General features: G+C 66.7%; 18 protein-coding genes and 1 pseudogene. 11 read left to right on the forward strand and 8 right to left on the reverse strand.

Features of this window, described 5'->3' with window-relative positions:
- Positions 1-29: 29 nt before the first annotated feature.
- On the forward strand, positions 30-512 hold the full coding sequence (locus tag NK1_RS19765; protein ID WP_063010658.1) for a hypothetical protein: 483 nt from the start codon (positions 30-32) through the stop codon (positions 510-512).
- 79 nt (positions 513-591) lie between these two features.
- Complete coding sequence (locus NK1_RS36330; RefSeq protein WP_439955952.1) at positions 592-756, forward strand: mannosyltransferase YkcB-related protein; 165 nt, start codon at positions 592-594, stop codon at positions 754-756.
- A gap of 29 nt (positions 757-785) precedes the next feature.
- Here the strand turns inward: NK1_RS36330 and NK1_RS19770 are convergent, their stop codons facing one another.
- From NK1_RS19770 to NK1_RS33870, 3 genes are all read right to left on the reverse strand, one after another.
- The gene (locus NK1_RS19770) at positions 786-1,664 is read right to left on the reverse strand and encodes an SAM-dependent methyltransferase (protein ID WP_063010829.1); all 879 of its coding nucleotides are present in this window, start codon (positions 1,662-1,664) and stop codon (positions 786-788) included.
- A 532-nt stretch (positions 1,665-2,196) separates the two neighbouring features.
- Positions 2,197-4,518, reverse strand: a complete 2,322-nt coding sequence (locus tag NK1_RS19775; RefSeq protein WP_063010660.1) for an insecticidal delta-endotoxin domain-containing protein — start codon at positions 4,516-4,518, stop codon at positions 2,197-2,199.
- A 93-nt stretch (positions 4,519-4,611) separates the two neighbouring features.
- The gene (locus tag NK1_RS33870; protein ID WP_369689824.1) at positions 4,612-4,983 is read right to left on the reverse strand and encodes a DUF1918 domain-containing protein; all 372 of its coding nucleotides are present in this window, start codon (positions 4,981-4,983) and stop codon (positions 4,612-4,614) included.
- Between NK1_RS33870 and NK1_RS19780 the strand changes: the two genes are divergently transcribed.
- Positions 4,894-5,136 carry an MmyB family transcriptional regulator gene (locus NK1_RS19780; RefSeq protein WP_063010662.1) on the forward strand — a complete coding sequence of 81 codons (243 nt, stop codon included), beginning with the start codon at positions 4,894-4,896 and terminating at the stop codon, positions 5,134-5,136. The genes NK1_RS33870 and NK1_RS19780 overlap by 90 nt on opposite strands.
- An 18-nt stretch (positions 5,137-5,154) precedes the next feature.
- On the opposite strand, the pseudogene arsB reads toward NK1_RS19780, so the two are convergent.
- The 3 genes and pseudogenes from arsB to NK1_RS19800 all read right to left on the reverse strand — a co-directional run bounded on the left by arsB (position 5,155) and on the right by NK1_RS19800 (position 7,572).
- Positions 5,155-6,653, reverse strand: a pseudogene (arsB, locus tag NK1_RS19790) (ACR3 family arsenite efflux transporter).
- Complete coding sequence (locus NK1_RS19795; protein WP_063010668.1) at positions 6,650-7,030, reverse strand: ArsR/SmtB family transcription factor; 381 nt, start codon at positions 7,028-7,030, stop codon at positions 6,650-6,652. The pseudogene arsB and the gene NK1_RS19795 overlap by 4 nt, the downstream one beginning before the upstream one ends.
- A gap of 74 nt (positions 7,031-7,104) precedes the next feature.
- Positions 7,105-7,572: an ArsI/CadI family heavy metal resistance metalloenzyme gene (locus tag NK1_RS19800; RefSeq protein ID WP_063010831.1), complete on the reverse strand. Its 468-nt coding sequence runs from the start codon at positions 7,570-7,572 to the stop codon at positions 7,105-7,107.
- Between the two features lie 97 nt (positions 7,573-7,669).
- Between NK1_RS19800 and NK1_RS19805 the strand changes: the two genes are divergently transcribed.
- The 4 genes from NK1_RS19805 (at position 7,670) to NK1_RS19820 (ending at position 10,206) form a co-directional block, all read left to right on the forward strand.
- Positions 7,670-8,029, forward strand: a complete 360-nt coding sequence (locus NK1_RS19805) for an Rv2640c family ArsR-like transcriptional regulator (protein ID WP_063010670.1) — start codon at positions 7,670-7,672, stop codon at positions 8,027-8,029.
- A gap of 138 nt (positions 8,030-8,167) precedes the next feature.
- Positions 8,168-8,761, forward strand: a complete 594-nt coding sequence (locus NK1_RS19810) for a TetR/AcrR family transcriptional regulator (protein WP_063010672.1) — start codon at positions 8,168-8,170, stop codon at positions 8,759-8,761.
- A complete protein-coding gene (locus NK1_RS19815; protein WP_063010674.1) occupies positions 8,758-9,603 on the forward strand; it encodes an alpha/beta hydrolase in 846 nt (281 codons plus the stop codon). The genes NK1_RS19810 and NK1_RS19815 overlap by 4 nt, the downstream gene beginning before the upstream one ends.
- A gap of 174 nt (positions 9,604-9,777) precedes the next feature.
- Positions 9,778-10,206, forward strand: coding sequence for an SRPBCC family protein (locus NK1_RS19820; protein WP_063010833.1), 429 nt, complete (start codon positions 9,778-9,780; stop codon positions 10,204-10,206).
- Between the two features lie 20 nt (positions 10,207-10,226).
- Here NK1_RS19820 and NK1_RS19825 read toward each other — a convergent pair whose 3' ends face one another.
- Entirely contained in the window at positions 10,227-10,856 is a 630-nt protein-coding gene (locus NK1_RS19825) for a VOC family protein (RefSeq protein ID WP_063010676.1), read from the reverse strand.
- Positions 10,853-12,061: an MFS transporter gene (locus NK1_RS19830; RefSeq protein ID WP_084461241.1), complete on the reverse strand. Its 1,209-nt coding sequence runs from the start codon at positions 12,059-12,061 to the stop codon at positions 10,853-10,855. The genes NK1_RS19825 and NK1_RS19830 overlap by 4 nt, the downstream gene beginning before the upstream one ends.
- Before the next feature lie 84 nt (positions 12,062-12,145).
- On the opposite strand from NK1_RS19830, the gene NK1_RS19835 reads away from it, so the two are divergent.
- From NK1_RS19835 to NK1_RS19845, 4 genes are all read left to right on the forward strand, one after another.
- A complete protein-coding gene (locus NK1_RS19835) occupies positions 12,146-12,598 on the forward strand; it encodes a winged helix-turn-helix transcriptional regulator (RefSeq protein ID WP_063010678.1) in 453 nt (150 codons plus the stop codon).
- A gap of 201 nt (positions 12,599-12,799) precedes the next feature.
- Positions 12,800-13,045: a microaggregate-binding protein 1 gene (gene mbp1 / locus NK1_RS19840; RefSeq protein ID WP_036510789.1), complete on the forward strand. Its 246-nt coding sequence runs from the start codon at positions 12,800-12,802 to the stop codon at positions 13,043-13,045.
- 41 nt (positions 13,046-13,086) lie between these two features.
- Positions 13,087-13,245 carry a hypothetical protein gene (locus tag NK1_RS34630; protein ID WP_157104356.1) on the forward strand — a complete coding sequence of 53 codons (159 nt, stop codon included), beginning with the start codon at positions 13,087-13,089 and terminating at the stop codon, positions 13,243-13,245.
- 31 nt (positions 13,246-13,276) lie between these two features.
- Entirely contained in the window at positions 13,277-13,741 is a 465-nt protein-coding gene (locus NK1_RS19845; RefSeq protein ID WP_063010680.1) for a CinA family protein, read from the forward strand.
- The last annotated feature ends 138 nt before the right edge of the window (positions 13,742-13,879 follow it).

Below are 13,879 nucleotides of genomic sequence, written 5' to 3' on the forward strand. Positions count from 1 at the left end.
TGCGGCGCCGGCCGGAATACCGTGGACATATGCGCGCTGTCGTCCATCTGGTGCTGTTCGCCTGTGGGGTCGTGATGGCGGTCGGAGCGTTCGGGCCGTTCGTCGGGGTCGTGCAGGCCCGCCACATCCGGCTCGTCGACATCCGCGACGGCTTCGCGACCGGAATTCCGCTGGACGGGGTGCAGGCCCAGTCGCCGCAGCTGCGCGCGTCCTACACGGTGGTGTTGCTGCTCGTCGCCCTGGTGATGCTGCTGGCCGGGCTGTTCGGCTCACGGATCCTGGGATGGCTCGCGGTGCTGGCCGGCATCGCGGCGCTCGTGGTGCCGGCCTGGCGATTGAATCAGCGGTTCGACAGCCAGTTGCGCGACGACTATCAGCATCTGCTCACCGGTACCTGGGGGCTGTATCTGTTCGGCGGCGCGGTGGTGGTCGCCATCCTGGCGCTGCTCGTGCCGGGTGAGCGGCCCCGGCGCCGGGCTACCGTAGGTGCGGGGGAGAAGCAGGCCCGCTAGGCGTTCATCACAACCTCACTGCTCGCTCACAGGTAGCTGTGGAGCTGCACGGGCTGGCTAGGCCGGGCTGACCGGTGGCCTGGCGGGCAGTGCGGCCTACTCGTCCGCGACCGTCGCGACCGCGCACTCCGGTGGTGGGCCCACGGTCGGCCCGGCGCAGGCGATCGGTGGGTTCTCCGGCAGCGACCCGGTGCCGACACTCGCACAGTTCCAGGCCGACGTGAAGGACGGCAAGATCGCCTAACCAAGTCCTGTTCGTATCGCACACGCGCGTCACGGACGGGTGACGGTCACCAGACTGATCAGCGACTGCTGGCGGCCCTCGGGGCCTTCGGGTGTGTAACCGAGGCTGCGGATGTAGTCGGGAAGGTAGATGCGTTCGCCGGTCCATCCGCGGTCGGTGAACCAGGTGGTGGTGTCGCTGCGCGGCTCGTTGTAGATCAGCTTCACCCACTCCGAGCCGGATTCTCCGTCGGCTGCCAGGGCTTCGGCGGCCTCGGCGGGCAGGGGATCCATCTGTTCGACGGCGGCTCGGCTGCCGGGTGCGCTGAGCGAATGGACGGTGTCGAACAGCTGGTCCTGGGCGGTGGGTGTCAGGTAGATCAGCAGCCCCTCGATCAGCCACGCGGTCGGCTGATCGGAATCGAAGCCGCTGTCGCGCAAGGCTTTCGGCCAGTCGCCCCGCAGATCGACCGCCACCTCCCGGCGATCCGCGATCGGTTCCCGCCCCGCCCGCGCGAGGGTCTCGCGCTTGTAGTCGAGGACCTGCGGCCGATCCAGTTCGTAGACGGTGCAGCCCGCCAGCGACGGCAGCCGATAGGCCCGCGCGTCCAGCCCCGCCGCGAGCACCACCACCTGCCGGATTCCCGATGCCACGGCGGCATCCAGACAGTCGTCGAAATACCGGGTCCGGAACAGTTGGTGCTGCTGAAACGGTATGCCGAAATCCGTTGTCAGCAAAGGGTGTTCGGGTTGACGTCCGGCCAGCAGATCCGCCCATTCGCCGCCGGCGGCCGAGACGAACAGCTCGGCGAGCGGGTCCCGAGCCGGGGCGTCGCCCGCACGTCCGCCCAGTGCGCGAGCTGCCGCGACGAACAAGGCCGTGGATCCGACACCGGTGTTGATATCCCAGGAATCCTCGTCGGTACGCATGATCGCCAACCTACCCACCGCGCCGAGCGCGGCAGGGACCCCGCGCCGCGCCCGCGCGAATCCGCCACGAACCCATCGCCACCACCGGTTTTCCACCATTCAGTACGGTGCGAGCGGACAGCGATCTCGTATTCGCTGGAGTGCAGGTCGATGCCACGTGGGGGCGTGCGCCCGGACTGGTACCGGCAACCGAGATGGGTTACCAGCGTTCGCGGCTCCCGCGTCTGCGTTCCTCCCGCATTCGGCGCGCGTGATCATCTTTCCGACGGCGCGCGGGAAATCCCTTCCGTCCCGCGGCAACGAGCCTGTGGCGTCTTCGAGCCGATCGGGTCGCGGGCCGGGCCCCCGCCCGGTTCTCGTCCACAGCCTGACAGCCGTGCTGGGGCAGCGGAGGAGCTGGCACGTCGGTCACTTTCGGAGCTGCGAGCACGATCGCCGAGTCCGAGATCCAGTGCCCGTGAAGGAACTCGGCGGGCACTGGATCTCGCTGAGGGTGTTTCTGTCGACGGGGTTTGGGTGTCGGGCCGGTGGTCTAGAGCGTGGTTGGGTTGGTGGTGAGGTCGTCGTTGGTGAGTAGGAGGTGATTGTCGAGGGTGATGTCGGTGGGTGCGATGCGTCCGCTGGTGGATGTGAGGGTGAACGTGATCGTCTCACCGGGGGCCGGGGGTGTGGCGGCGGTGATCGTGGCTTGGGTGCCGCGGTCGGTGCGGGTGTGAGTGAGTTCGAGTCCGTCGGCGCTGTCGAGAATGAGCCCGTCACCGGTTTCGGCGGGCAGCATCAACCGCAGGGTCCACGGGCCCGGGATTACTTCCCCAGCGGTGGGGTTGTGCAAGATGAATTCTGTGGTGGCGGAGTATCCGAGTGGGGACGGGTCCGTCCACAGCGACGGCAGTTGATCGGCGAGCGCGTCGCCGAGGACCGGCGCGGGCGCGAGTACCCACCGGGTCGCCCGGACTCGATCGGACTGGCCCTCGACCAGGGTGTCGTCGGCCACCGTGGCGTAGTGGTAGCGATCTTGGCTGCGGCAGCAGATCATCCAGGTGCCGTCGGTATCGGTGCCGTTGCCGGTGTCCGAGGCCGGGTTCGGGTGCAAGTCCCACACGTTGTCGCCGGTCGCGGGCTCGTCCGCGTCGACGAGGCGCAGGCCATCGGGGCCGTGTTGCAGCCGCTGCCCACTGTAGGCGTTGACCAGGACCCACCCGCCGTCCTCGGTCGCGTAGACGACCCAGTCACGACTACGGGAGCCCGCGCCCTCACGCACCATCGGCCGTGGACTACCGGTCAGCGTGTAGTGATCCACATCCAGAAAGCCGCCGCCGTCGGCGTCGATGACGTGGTACACCTGCCCGGACACCAACTTCGGCCGGACATTGAAGGAATTGAAAGTATCATTCCATGAGTCCGGTTTGAAACTGGCCATCATGCAGTTCGCCTGCCCGAGGGAATTCTGACTCAGAATCCGCAACTGAGAAAGGGCGAAACCAGGAATGCTGCATTCAAGTTTGCTATCGGAATCTTCACGGATGCCGATAGAATCTTTACTGCCTGACCAATCTTTGATATCCACACGTCGAAAGCGAGTGTCGTAGGGTCCCCGGGATTGAGGTTTCGAACAGTAGAGTGTGAGGTCTGTGATATAGGCAGGGTTGGGGTATGGATCGGGGAAGAACGATTCACGCTTCCGCCACGGCGGCCGTGCGGGGGTCCGGCGATTGACTCTTCTGCTCGTTCCCGAAGTGTTGTTTTCGTTGTAGGAACATTGGTTGATCAGCGCATACTCAACCGTCCGGAATGATTCCCATGAGCTAACTGTTTTGGTTCCGAACTCTGCACCGATTTCCAACGACCATAGCGATTCGCTGGTTTGCGGCTTTTTGGGGCCTGGCCAGTTCGAGTCTATCCATCGGCGGAAATCCGGACTTTGGTCGTAGCCGAACGGGCCGAAGTGGAGCTCGATTTCCCGGGGTATGTCGGTGGGCTTCCACTCGGGGTCCTCCATGTATGGCCAGAGGAGGGTGAATTCGTAGGCGCTCAGGTACATGATGCGCGCGTAGCCGACGTTGCAGCTCCAGTGCGGCATGGGGCGCTTCTGGCCCTCGTCATAGGTTTTTCGAACATAGTCGACGTATTTCTTGATGCCCTCTTTGAGTTCACTCTTAGTTACTTCGGTATCTCCTTCGGAGATTTCGAGTATCTTGGCGAACTTCAGCTTCTCACGCAGCAGCATCAGGTGCATGCTCGCCGCCATGGCGAGGTAAGGAAGTGCATCGAAACGATACTGCCCTACCGTGAGATCGGGGATGCGGCTTTTGAGATAGCGGATCGCACCGTTCAGTTCCTCGTTGGTGCGCCGCATATCCCAGATATCTGTTCCGTACTGATCGGCATATTTACGATAGTAGTTGACGCTTTCCTGTAGACCTTCCAGAATTTTCTTGGCGGATTCGTTGTAGAAGACCTGGATCTCTTGCTTGGTGACCTCTCGTATCAGCCGGATGAGGGCTTCCTGTCTCTCTTTCGCCTCCTCTTGATCAGCAGGATTTATCGCATCCATGAGCATGCCGACAGCTGACCCCAGGATGCCGCCTATTACAGGCACAAACCCGAGCCCCATGCAGATTGCCTGTTTATTGGCCCAGAAGATCCCGGCCAGAAATTGCTCTTCGCTGATTTCGAAGGTCGGCGCGACTTCGGTTCGAAGGTCTCGCAGTTCCTTCTCATCGGCCGCAACCGCACCTCCGCTCGAACGCTGCTGTGGATACGTCGGATGCTCACCGGTTTCGGACATCGAAAACTCCTCCGTGGAATGGGGAAGGAACATGTCGGCGGCGCCGGTGTGGCGCGCCTTGTTCACCCGCGGATGGGCGCTGGTCGTGGATAACACTCCGGCCACGGACGTGTGCGGCTCGGCGGGAGGCCATGGGCGGGTGACCATACGAACCCTGCCCTACAGCGCGGCCGCCCATCGCGCGCGAGACCACCGGCGTCGGCTCGGTCTGATCAGACAATCCGGCCCGGGAAAGATCAGGCCCTCGTGCCCATCCTCGAACCGCACCACCTGTCGGGGTGCGCCGTGGGCGCCCCGAATCTCGGTGATCTGCCCGCCTGATCGATCATGCCCACCCTGCGGCTGCGTATCACCAGTTGGTCTCCGATGTTCGCATGCATCGAGCAACCTCCCTCTGTGCCGTAGTTGTGCACCAGCCGAGCAGTCACTGCGGCACCCAGTATGAGCGATCAGTACCACGATCGCGGTTTCGAACGAACATCGGTGCGGCGGCGATCCGGGACCCGCATCGGAAGCCCGTGCTCGGATCACCCGGCGGTAGGCCTGATCACCCTCGACTGCGACACCCTGCTCGTCGCCCTCGACGATCTGCGGATTTCCGTCTACACCGCCGAGCCCGGCACCGAGGACGCCGCCCGGCTCGACCTGGCGATCGTGCTGGGCACGCAATCGCTGACCCCATGAGCGGCGGGGCCGCCCGATTCACGACGTCGACGGCAGGAGTTCGGCGATGAGATCTTCCACGCGAGAACGGATGTCGTCGCGGATCCGCCGCACGGCTTCGATGTCTCGTCCGGCCGGGTCGTCCAGTTGCCAGTCGCGATAGTCGACGCCGTGGAAGTACGGGCAGGTGTCGCCGCAGCCCATGGTGATGACGACGTCGCTGATGCGGACGGCGCCGGGCGTCAGGACTGCGGGGGCGCCGGCGGTGATGTCGATGCCGGCTTCACGCATGACCTGCACGGCTACCGGATTGATACGGTCGGCGGGTTCGGTGCCGGCGGAGCGGACGTCGATGCGGTCACCGGCGAGGTGGGTGAGAAAGCCCTGGGCCATCTGCGATCGTCCGGCGTTGTGCACGCAGACGAACAGGACGCTGGGTTTCATTGTCGTGCAGAGCCTTTCGCGGGCGCGGGGACAGCGGAAGTGGTGGGGAACCGGTTGCGCAGGGCGAGGGAGACATAGACGAGGCCCACGAGGACCGGGACTTCGATCAGCGGGCCGACGACCCCGGCCAGGGCCTGCCCGGAGGCGGCGCCGTAGGTGGCGATCGCGACCGCGATGGCGAGTTCGAAGTTGTTGCCCGCGGCGGTGAAGGCGAGGGTGGTGGTGCGTGCGTAGCCGAGGCCGGCCGCCCGCCCGAAGACGTAGCCCCCACCCCACATGATCGCGAAGTACGCCAGCAGAGGTATCGCGATGCGTGCGACATCCCAGGGGCGGTCGGTGATGTGGTTGCCCTGCAGGGCGAACAGGATCACGATCGTGAACAGCAACCCGTACAGCGCCCACGGCCCGATCCGCGGCAGCAGCCGCTCCTCGTACCATTGCCGGCCGCGGGCCCTTTCGCCCAGCTGCCGGGTGAGATAGCCCGCGACCAGCGGGATGCCGAGGAAGATCAGCACCGATTTCGCGATCTGCCACGGTGAGGTATCGATCGTGGTTCGTTCGAGCCCGAGCCATCCGGGCAGAACGGAGAGATAGAACCAGCCGAGTACGGCGAACATGACGACCTGGAAGATCGAATTCAATGCCACCAGGACGGCGGCCGCTTCGCGGTCTCCGCAGGCCAGATCGTTCCAGATGATCACCATCGCAATACATCTGGCGAGGCCGACGATGATCAGACCGGTCCGGTATTCGGGCAGATCGGGAAGCAGCAGCCAGGCGAGGGCGAACATCAGCGCGGGCCCGGCGACCCAGTTCAGCATCAGTGAGGCGAGCAGCAGACGCCGGTCGCCGGTGACGGTGTCGAGCCGGTCGTAGCGGACCTTCGCCAGCACCGGGTACATCATGATCAGCAGGCCGAGGGCGATGGGCAGCGAGATCCCGTCGACCTGCACCGCCGAGAGAGTGTCGCCCAGTCCGGGGACGAGTCGCCCGAGCAGCAGACCCGCGGCCATGGCCACGCCGATCCAGACCGGCAGGAAGCGGTCGAGAGTGGACAGTCTGCCGGCGACCGCGGTGTCTTCGGTGGTGGTCACGTATGCACTCCGACCCCGGACTGATCGGCGAGTAGATCCGAAAGACGCTGCAGCGCTTCGGGAATCACCCGGTAGTACACCCAGGAGGCGCGGCGCTCACCGGTGACCAGCCCGGCCTCGCGCAGCACCTTCAGATGATGGGAGATGGTCGGCTGGGTGACGTCGAGTCCGTCGGAGACGTCGCAGACGCAGGCTTCGCCGCCGGCGCGTGCCGCGATGGCCGACAGCACCCGTAGCCGGACGGGGTCGCCGAGGGCTTTGAACATCGCAGCCAGGTCCTGGGCCGCCTCGGCGCCCACGACCGGCCGCACCCGCGGAGTGGTCACACACCCGGCCGGTGCGGCCACGGCCGCCGAAGGCGACTCCTGATTAGACATCCATCGATATTGACAGATATCGATATGAACGGGCAAACGAAGCCTCGATGAACAAGCGCACCGTGCGGCGGTGGTCAGCTGCAGCAGGCGCCTTCGGGGGCCGCATCGGCATCGGTACCGCAGCACGCCTGCACGGCCGTGATGTCGTCGGCGAATTGCGATGCGTCGCCGAAGGTTTCGGTGTCGGCGAGCACGGTGTAGACCTCCCATTTCTCACCGTGGGGTCCGGTGACCCACACCTTGTCCTGCCGGGCGAAACAGCAGGTCGTGCCGATCTGCTCCGCGGTGAACAGTCCGGCCTGCGACAATCGCGCGATCTCGTCGTGGACCTGTTCGGAAGTCTCCACCTCGACGCCGAGGTGGTTGATCGTCCCGCCGGCGCCGGTGTTCTCCAGCAGTACCAGCTTCAGTGGCGGCTGCTCGACGGCGAAATTGGCGTAGCCGGGCTCGCGCTTGGCCGGTTCGGTGTCGAACAGTGTGGAGTAGAACGCGACCGCTCGATCGAGGTCGTCGACATTGAGGGCGAGCTGCAGGCGAGACATGAGAACCTCCATGGTCCGATATATGTCGAAAAGGTTGGTGGTTCCGAGTCTGCTCCACCTCTTCGACATATGTCAATGCCGACGGTAGGGTGGCTTCATGCCCAAAGCGCTTCCCGTGATCGATATGTCCGCCCCGGTGTGCTGCGCGCCGGTGGCGGCCGGGCCGGTCGACGATGTCGCGGCCCTGGAGGTGGCGTTGCGGCTGAAAGCGCTCGCCGATCCGGTGCGGGTGAAACTGATGTCGCTGCTGCTGGCGAGTCCGGATACCGGCGAGAACGGCGGGAACCTCGCCGCGGCGGTGGGGTTGGCGGAATCGACGGTCAGCCATCATCTCGGTCAACTCCGCAAGGCCGGCCTGGTCGAATCCGAACGTGTCGGCATGAATGTCGTCCACCGCGCCAAACGCGATGCGCTGGCGGCATTGTGCGTGGTGCTGGACCCCAACTGCTGCCGGTGAGTGTCGCCGCCGGGTGACATCTCCGGGGTCTTCGCGAGGTCGCCGTCGGGCTGCTCGTTCCCGGCCGAAATATCGCTGGCCGCGCCGAACCTAATATGCTTAGGATGATTCCTAAGTGGATTAGGTTAGGAGTCGTGGATGTCACCCCGTGCCGGGTTGTCCCGAGAGCGAATCGCCCGTGCCGCAGCGGAACTGGCCGACGAGGTCGGATTCGCCCATATCACGCTGTCCGCGGTGGCCCGTCGGTTCGGCGTGAAGGATCCCAGTCTCTACACCCACGTGCGCAACCTGCGGGACCTGCAGGTGCAGGTGGGATTGTTGGCGGGGGCGGAGATGAACGAGCGGATCGGTGCGGCGGTGGCGGGGCGGTCCGGACGCGACGCGCTGTTCGCCTTCGCCGACGCGTACCGCTCCTACGCCCTCGATCATCCGGGCCGGTACGCGGCAACGCAGATCCGCATGGATCCCGACGAGGTCGCCGGAGAGCCGGCCCTGCTACGCGGAATCGAGCTCACCGCGGCGCTGCTACGCGGCTACGGATTGAGTGAGCCCGCGTTTACCGACGCGGGACGCCTGCTGCGCAGCACATTTCACGGTTTCGCCACCCTGGAGGCGGCGGGCGGATTCGCCCACTCCAGGCCAGTCGAGGCCAGCTGGCACCACATTCTCGACGCCCTGCACCGCACCCTGACGCAGTGGCCGCTCCCCACCGAAGAGAAAGCAGCGCAATGAGATCCGACGCTCTGTCCGTCCCCGGCGCCACCCTGTACTACGAAATGCGCGGCGACGGGCCGCTCCTGCTGTCGATTCCCGGGGGCGGCGGCGACGCGGGCGTCTTCGATGAGATGGCCGAGGTCCTGCAGCGCCACTTCACCGTCGTGGCGCTCGATCCGCGCGGATATTCGCGCAGTGTTCTCGACAACGGACCCGAACGGCAGCAGGTGGCCGTGCAAGCCGACGACGCGGCGCGACTGCTGGCGCATCTGACCGACGAGCCGGCGTTCGTCTTCGGCACGAGCAACGGCGCGATCGTCGGACTCGACCTGCTGGCGAGACATCCCGGCCGCGTGCGTCGGCTGATCGCGCACGAACCGCCCTGCTTCGCCGTTCTGCCGGATGCGAGCGAGCACCTCGCGATGGTCGCGCAGGTGTACGACCTGCTGCACACCGACGGGCTCGCAGCGGCCGGGGCGAGATTCCTGGCCGGTATCGGTCCCGCGATGAAGCCGGCCCCGGAGGTGTCGCAGTTGTCGGAGCGTGCCGCGCAGATGTGGGCTCGCCTCGCCGCCAACGGCCCGCTCATGATCGAACACGAGTTGCGCGAATTCACTTCGTACACACCGGATTACCCGGCGCTGGCCCTCGTGTCCGACCGGCTGGTGCTCGCGGTCGGCCGCGAGACCCGCGGATGCCTGCCCTATCGGCCGGCCGTCGAGATCGCGGCCCGGCTCGGATCGGCGGTGGTCGAGTTCCCCGGCGCGCACAACGGTATCCGGACCGAGGCGGTGGAGTTCGCGCACCAGCTGGTCGAGGTGCTGGCGGCGGAGCGCGCGAGCACGCCCGATCGCGGATAGAACCGACGGTCTCGCGGCGGATTACGTCACCGCAGCGTCATCCGACGGATTCGCCGGAACCCCGGCGGCGGCCATGCTCGATAAGTGTCCCGGAGCGCGAACCACGCTCCGGACGAGGACATCCGTCGGCCGCTCACCGCGGCCGATGGCCCTACCGGTTTCGAGGAGTTCCCCATGACCACCGTCCGTTTTCAGCTCGTCTCCACCCTGACCCCCGCCGAGGTGCTGCGGGTCCTCACCGATTTCGGCCCGTCCCGGGCGCAGGTGTGGCCGACGATCGATGCCGAGCACTTCGTCGTGCACGAACAGGGCGAGGGCTGGGCCGAGGTGACCGAGGGTACGGAGGCCGCCTGGGAGCGTGCCCGCTACGAGTGGGATCCGGCGGGTGACACGGTGACCGTCACCACCCGGGATTCCAAACTCTTCGGCGCCGGTGGTGGCTGGGTCTTCCGTGCCACACCCGCTCCGGAGGGCAGTCGCGTCGAGGTCGAACTGACCCGGACGCCGCGGGCCTTCAAGGGGAAGCTCCTGGCCGCGCTGCTTCCCCTGATCGGCCCGTCGTCGCTGCGTAAATCCTTCCGAGTTCCGTTGCGGGCAGCCTGATTTCGGCCACTCCACCCGGTTCAGGCCTCGACCTCCCACACGAATCCGTCGGGATCGGTGAAGGAACCGAGCGGGCTGGTGACGGCGATCCGATGCGATCCGGAACCCTCGGCCGGGACGCCCGCGTCCTTGGCGGCGGCCTTGCGTCCGTAGAGCGCGAGCTTGACCGACCCGGCCGGCGACTCGAATTCGGCGTACTTGCCGCCGAAGCTCTTCGCCACGGTCAGGCCGCGTTCGACGTAGAACTGCTTGGTCGCCTTGACGCTGTCGACCCCGAGCAGCAGGACGAAATCGTCGACCTCGCGGGCGGCCGGTCCGGTGTCCTTCTTCGCCGAGGTCGCGATCTTCCAGACCGCGCCGTCGGGGGCCTGCACGACGCCGCCGTAGCCCCAGAAACTCTTCTTGGCCGGCTTCACCGTCGTCGCGCCTGCCGCGACCGCGGAACCGATGAAGCTGTCGACGGTGCTCGGCTGGGACACCACGAGGGAGAGGATGTATCCGCGGAAGCCGGTGGTCTCCGCGTCCGACTTGCGGACCCGCAGCCGGTCGCCGAGACCGAACGCGGATTCGTAGAAGGCCGCGGCGGCAGCCGGGTCCGGGGTCTCGACGACGACCGATGCGATGGTGCTCTGAGCAGTGGTGATGTTCATGTCGAAGACGTTATCGGCGATCGCGGGTGGGTCGCTTCTCGATTCCTGATCACTCCGGGAGCCCCCGCGATCGCCCACACCGCGACGCCGCCGACCGCGAAGGCGGCGCCGAGAATGCTCGACCCGGTCCATCCGGCCGCGGAGTACGCGGCGGTCGTGGCGGCCGCGCCGAGTGCCGAACCGACCGAATAGAAGAGCATGTAGGTGCCGATGATGCTGCTGGTCCGGTCGGGGTGGGCGGCGGTGAGCAGGTGCTGATTGCCCACATGCACGGCTTGGACGGCGAAATCGAGGACGATCACCCCTGCGACGAGCAGCCACAGCGACCACGACCCTTGCGCCGTGGCCAGCCATGAGACGGCCAGCAGGACCAGTGCCGCCCCGGTGATCGGGTGCGCGAAACCGCGGTCGGCCCAGCGTCCGGCCCGGCCCGCACCCAGGGCGCCCGCCAGCCCCGCGAGCCCGAACAAGCCGATCCGCGCGGTGTCGAGATGCCACGGCGAGGCCGCGAGCGGGAGCGCCAGGCCGCTCCAGAGCGTGCCGAAGGAGGCGAACAGGAAGAAGGCGATCAGGCCGCGCGAGAGGAGGAGCCGGTCACCGAACAGCGTGCGCGAGGTGTGCAGCACCTGCCGGTAGGGGGTGCGGCCGGTGCGGATGTCGGCCGGTAGGAGCACAAGAACGAGGCTTGCCAGCGCGACGAGAAGGACGGCCCAGACGGCGTAGACGATGCGCCAGCCCCAGCCGGTGGCCAGAGCACCGGCGACGATGCGCGCACCGAGAATGCCGACGACGACGCCGGAGGTCACCATGCCCAGGGTGCGTCCGCGCTGCTGCGGTGCCGACACGGCCGCCGCGTAGGCGACCGTCGTCTGCACCACGACCGCGAACAGGCCGGCCAGCGCCAGTCCGGCGAGCAGCACCCACGTGCGTGTCGCGGTCGCGGCGATCACGACCCCCACCGCGGTGAGCAGCAGATGTGCGGCGATGAGCTTGCGCCGGTCGATCGTGTCACCCAGGGGAACGAGGAAGACCAATCCGGCCAGGTACCCGAGTTGCCCGGCGGTGACGATCCATCCCAGGTCGCCGGCCGGCACGCCCAGGTCGTCGCCGATCTGCGTGAGTATCGGCTGGGCAGAGTAGACGGTCGCGACCGACACCGCGCAGATCGCGGCGAACAGTAGGCGCCGCCCGAGAGGTAGGAACACCGAGACTCCAAATCAGTAGCGTTTTGCAACTGTTCGAACGGTACGTCACAATGGTTTCAATCAGCAACCGTTGAGGAGGGCGTGATGACTCAGCCGGTACTCGCCGACACCGCGTGGACCGATCCGGCGTGTCCGGTCGCGCGCACGCTCGACCTGGTCGGCGATCGGTGGAGTCTGCTGATCGTCCGCGACGCGATGGACGGCGCCCGGGCATTCCGGGATTTCCAGCAGGCCACCGGAATTGCGCGCAACATCCTCACCGACCGGCTCCGCAGACTGGTCGCGCGCGGCATCCTCGAACGCACGCCGGGGCCGTCGGGCCGGCGGCACATCTACACCCTCACTCCGGCCGGCCGGGATCTGTTCACCGTCGTCGTCGCCTTGCGGCAGTGGGGTGAGCGGCACGCGTTCGGCCCGGCCGAGGAACATTCCGTGCTCGTCGACGAACACGGTGTCCCGATTCCCGAGCTGCGGCCCGCGAGTTCGGGCGGCGGCGCCGTGGACTCGGAAACGACCTTCGTGCGCAAGGCGGGCTGAGCGCGTCGACTCCGTCACAGTCGGGCAGCCATGATCCCGGACCCGGGCTGAGCGACTTTTTCGCCGCCGACCAGCGGATGGAGGTCGACCATCCCCGCCCGGCCGCGCCGGGCCCGCGCCGTGAGCGGGTAATCGTCCGATTGAGCACCGCCGCGCTGGGTAGGCGTTGCATGTCAGGAAATTGCGACGGAAGGGGACTCCGTGTCCGACCACAACAGTGGCCCGCGTGAGGGCATCAAGGGCGTCGTCGAGGATGTGAAGGGTAAGGCCAAAGAGGCTGCCGGCATCGTCACCGGCAACAACGACCTCGAGTCGGAGGGCCGCGCGCAGCAGGACAAGGCCGAATCGCAACGCGAGGCGGCCGAGAAGGAGGCGCAGGCCGAGCGGGCTCGGGCCGAGGCCAAGGTCGACGAGGCGCGTCAGCAGTCCCACCAGCAGGGAAGCTAGTTTCCCGACCGCTCACCCGTTCCGTGCCGGAGGAGGTTCTCGTGGTTTCACACGACGTCATCGCCCAGCTTCGCCAGGACATCACCACTGCGTCCGATGCCGGAGACGAGGCCGAAGTGCAACGGCTGCAACGCGAACTCGACACCGCGCTGCAGGCATATCGCGAAAGCGGAGACGACGCGGAACGGGAAGCGGAATGAGCGACACCGTGGCCGCCCGGGAGGCGGGGCGATGACCGAGGGTGCCGCCGAGCGGATCGCCGAACTGGCCGCAGCGGCCGGTTCGACGATCGCGGTGGCGGAGTCACTGACCTCGGGCAAGATCGCCGCCGCCCTCGGCGCGGCACCGGATGCGGGACAGTGGTTCCGCGGCGGGGTCGTCGCCTACAGTCCGGAGGTCAAACGATCCGTCCTGGATATGCCCGATGTCCCCGTGGTGTCGCGGCCGGCCGCGGAGGCGCTGGCGGCGAATGTGCGCAAACTGCTCGGCGCGAGCTATTCGGTCGCGGTCACCGGCGTCGGTGGCCCCGAACCGAGTGACGGCGAAGAGCCCGGCACGGTGTGGTTCGCCACCGCCTCCGAGACCGCGGTCACCGCGTGCCGGGCCGAATTCGACGGTGAACCGGAAGAGGTCCTCGAGCAGACGGTGCGCTTCGCGCTCGGCTGTCTGCTGGACCGTCTGACCGTCGATCGATAAACGGTCCGCGGACGACCACACCGTCCGCAAGGTTCGCAACTTCGCCGAATCCATTACGCAGAACTAGGCAGTTGCAACGTATTTCGACGGGTACCCGTCCTGAGTAGCGTCCGAATCATGCGATTCGACGACGTACTC

It is taken from the genome of Nocardia kruczakiae NBRC 101016, from assembly GCF_001612965.1.
Lineage (GTDB): Bacteria > Actinomycetota > Actinomycetes > Mycobacteriales > Mycobacteriaceae > Nocardia > Nocardia kruczakiae.

What these genes read in the sequence shown, in the direction of transcription:
- NK1_RS19810 (WP_063010672.1), top strand. Translation starts at nt 8,168, where the DNA reads ATGTCACCCCGTGCCGGGTTGTCCCGAGAGCGAATCGCCCGTGCCGCA.
- NK1_RS19815 (WP_063010674.1), top strand. Translation starts at nt 8,758, where the DNA reads ATGAGATCCGACGCTCTGTCCGTCCCCGGCGCCACCCTGTACTACGAA.
- NK1_RS19770 (WP_063010829.1), bottom strand. Translation starts at nt 1,664, where the DNA reads ATGCGTACCGACGAGGATTCCTGGGATATCAACACCGGTGTCGGATCC.
- NK1_RS19835 (WP_063010678.1), top strand. Translation starts at nt 12,146, where the DNA reads ATGACTCAGCCGGTACTCGCCGACACCGCGTGGACCGATCCGGCGTGT.
- NK1_RS19845 (WP_063010680.1), top strand. Translation starts at nt 13,277, where the DNA reads ATGACCGAGGGTGCCGCCGAGCGGATCGCCGAACTGGCCGCAGCGGCC.
- NK1_RS19805 (WP_063010670.1), top strand. Translation starts at nt 7,670, where the DNA reads ATGCCCAAAGCGCTTCCCGTGATCGATATGTCCGCCCCGGTGTGCTGC.
- NK1_RS19800 (WP_063010831.1), bottom strand. Translation starts at nt 7,572, where the DNA reads ATGTCTCGCCTGCAGCTCGCCCTCAATGTCGACGACCTCGATCGAGCG.
- NK1_RS19820 (WP_063010833.1), top strand. Translation starts at nt 9,778, where the DNA reads ATGACCACCGTCCGTTTTCAGCTCGTCTCCACCCTGACCCCCGCCGAG.
- NK1_RS19825 (WP_063010676.1), bottom strand. Translation starts at nt 10,856, where the DNA reads ATGAACATCACCACTGCTCAGAGCACCATCGCATCGGTCGTCGTCGAG.
- NK1_RS19780 (WP_063010662.1), top strand. Translation starts at nt 4,894, where the DNA reads ATGAGCGATCAGTACCACGATCGCGGTTTCGAACGAACATCGGTGCGG.
- NK1_RS19765 (WP_063010658.1), top strand. Translation starts at nt 30, where the DNA reads ATGCGCGCTGTCGTCCATCTGGTGCTGTTCGCCTGTGGGGTCGTGATG.
- NK1_RS19795 (WP_063010668.1), bottom strand. Translation starts at nt 7,030, where the DNA reads ATGTCTAATCAGGAGTCGCCTTCGGCGGCCGTGGCCGCACCGGCCGGG.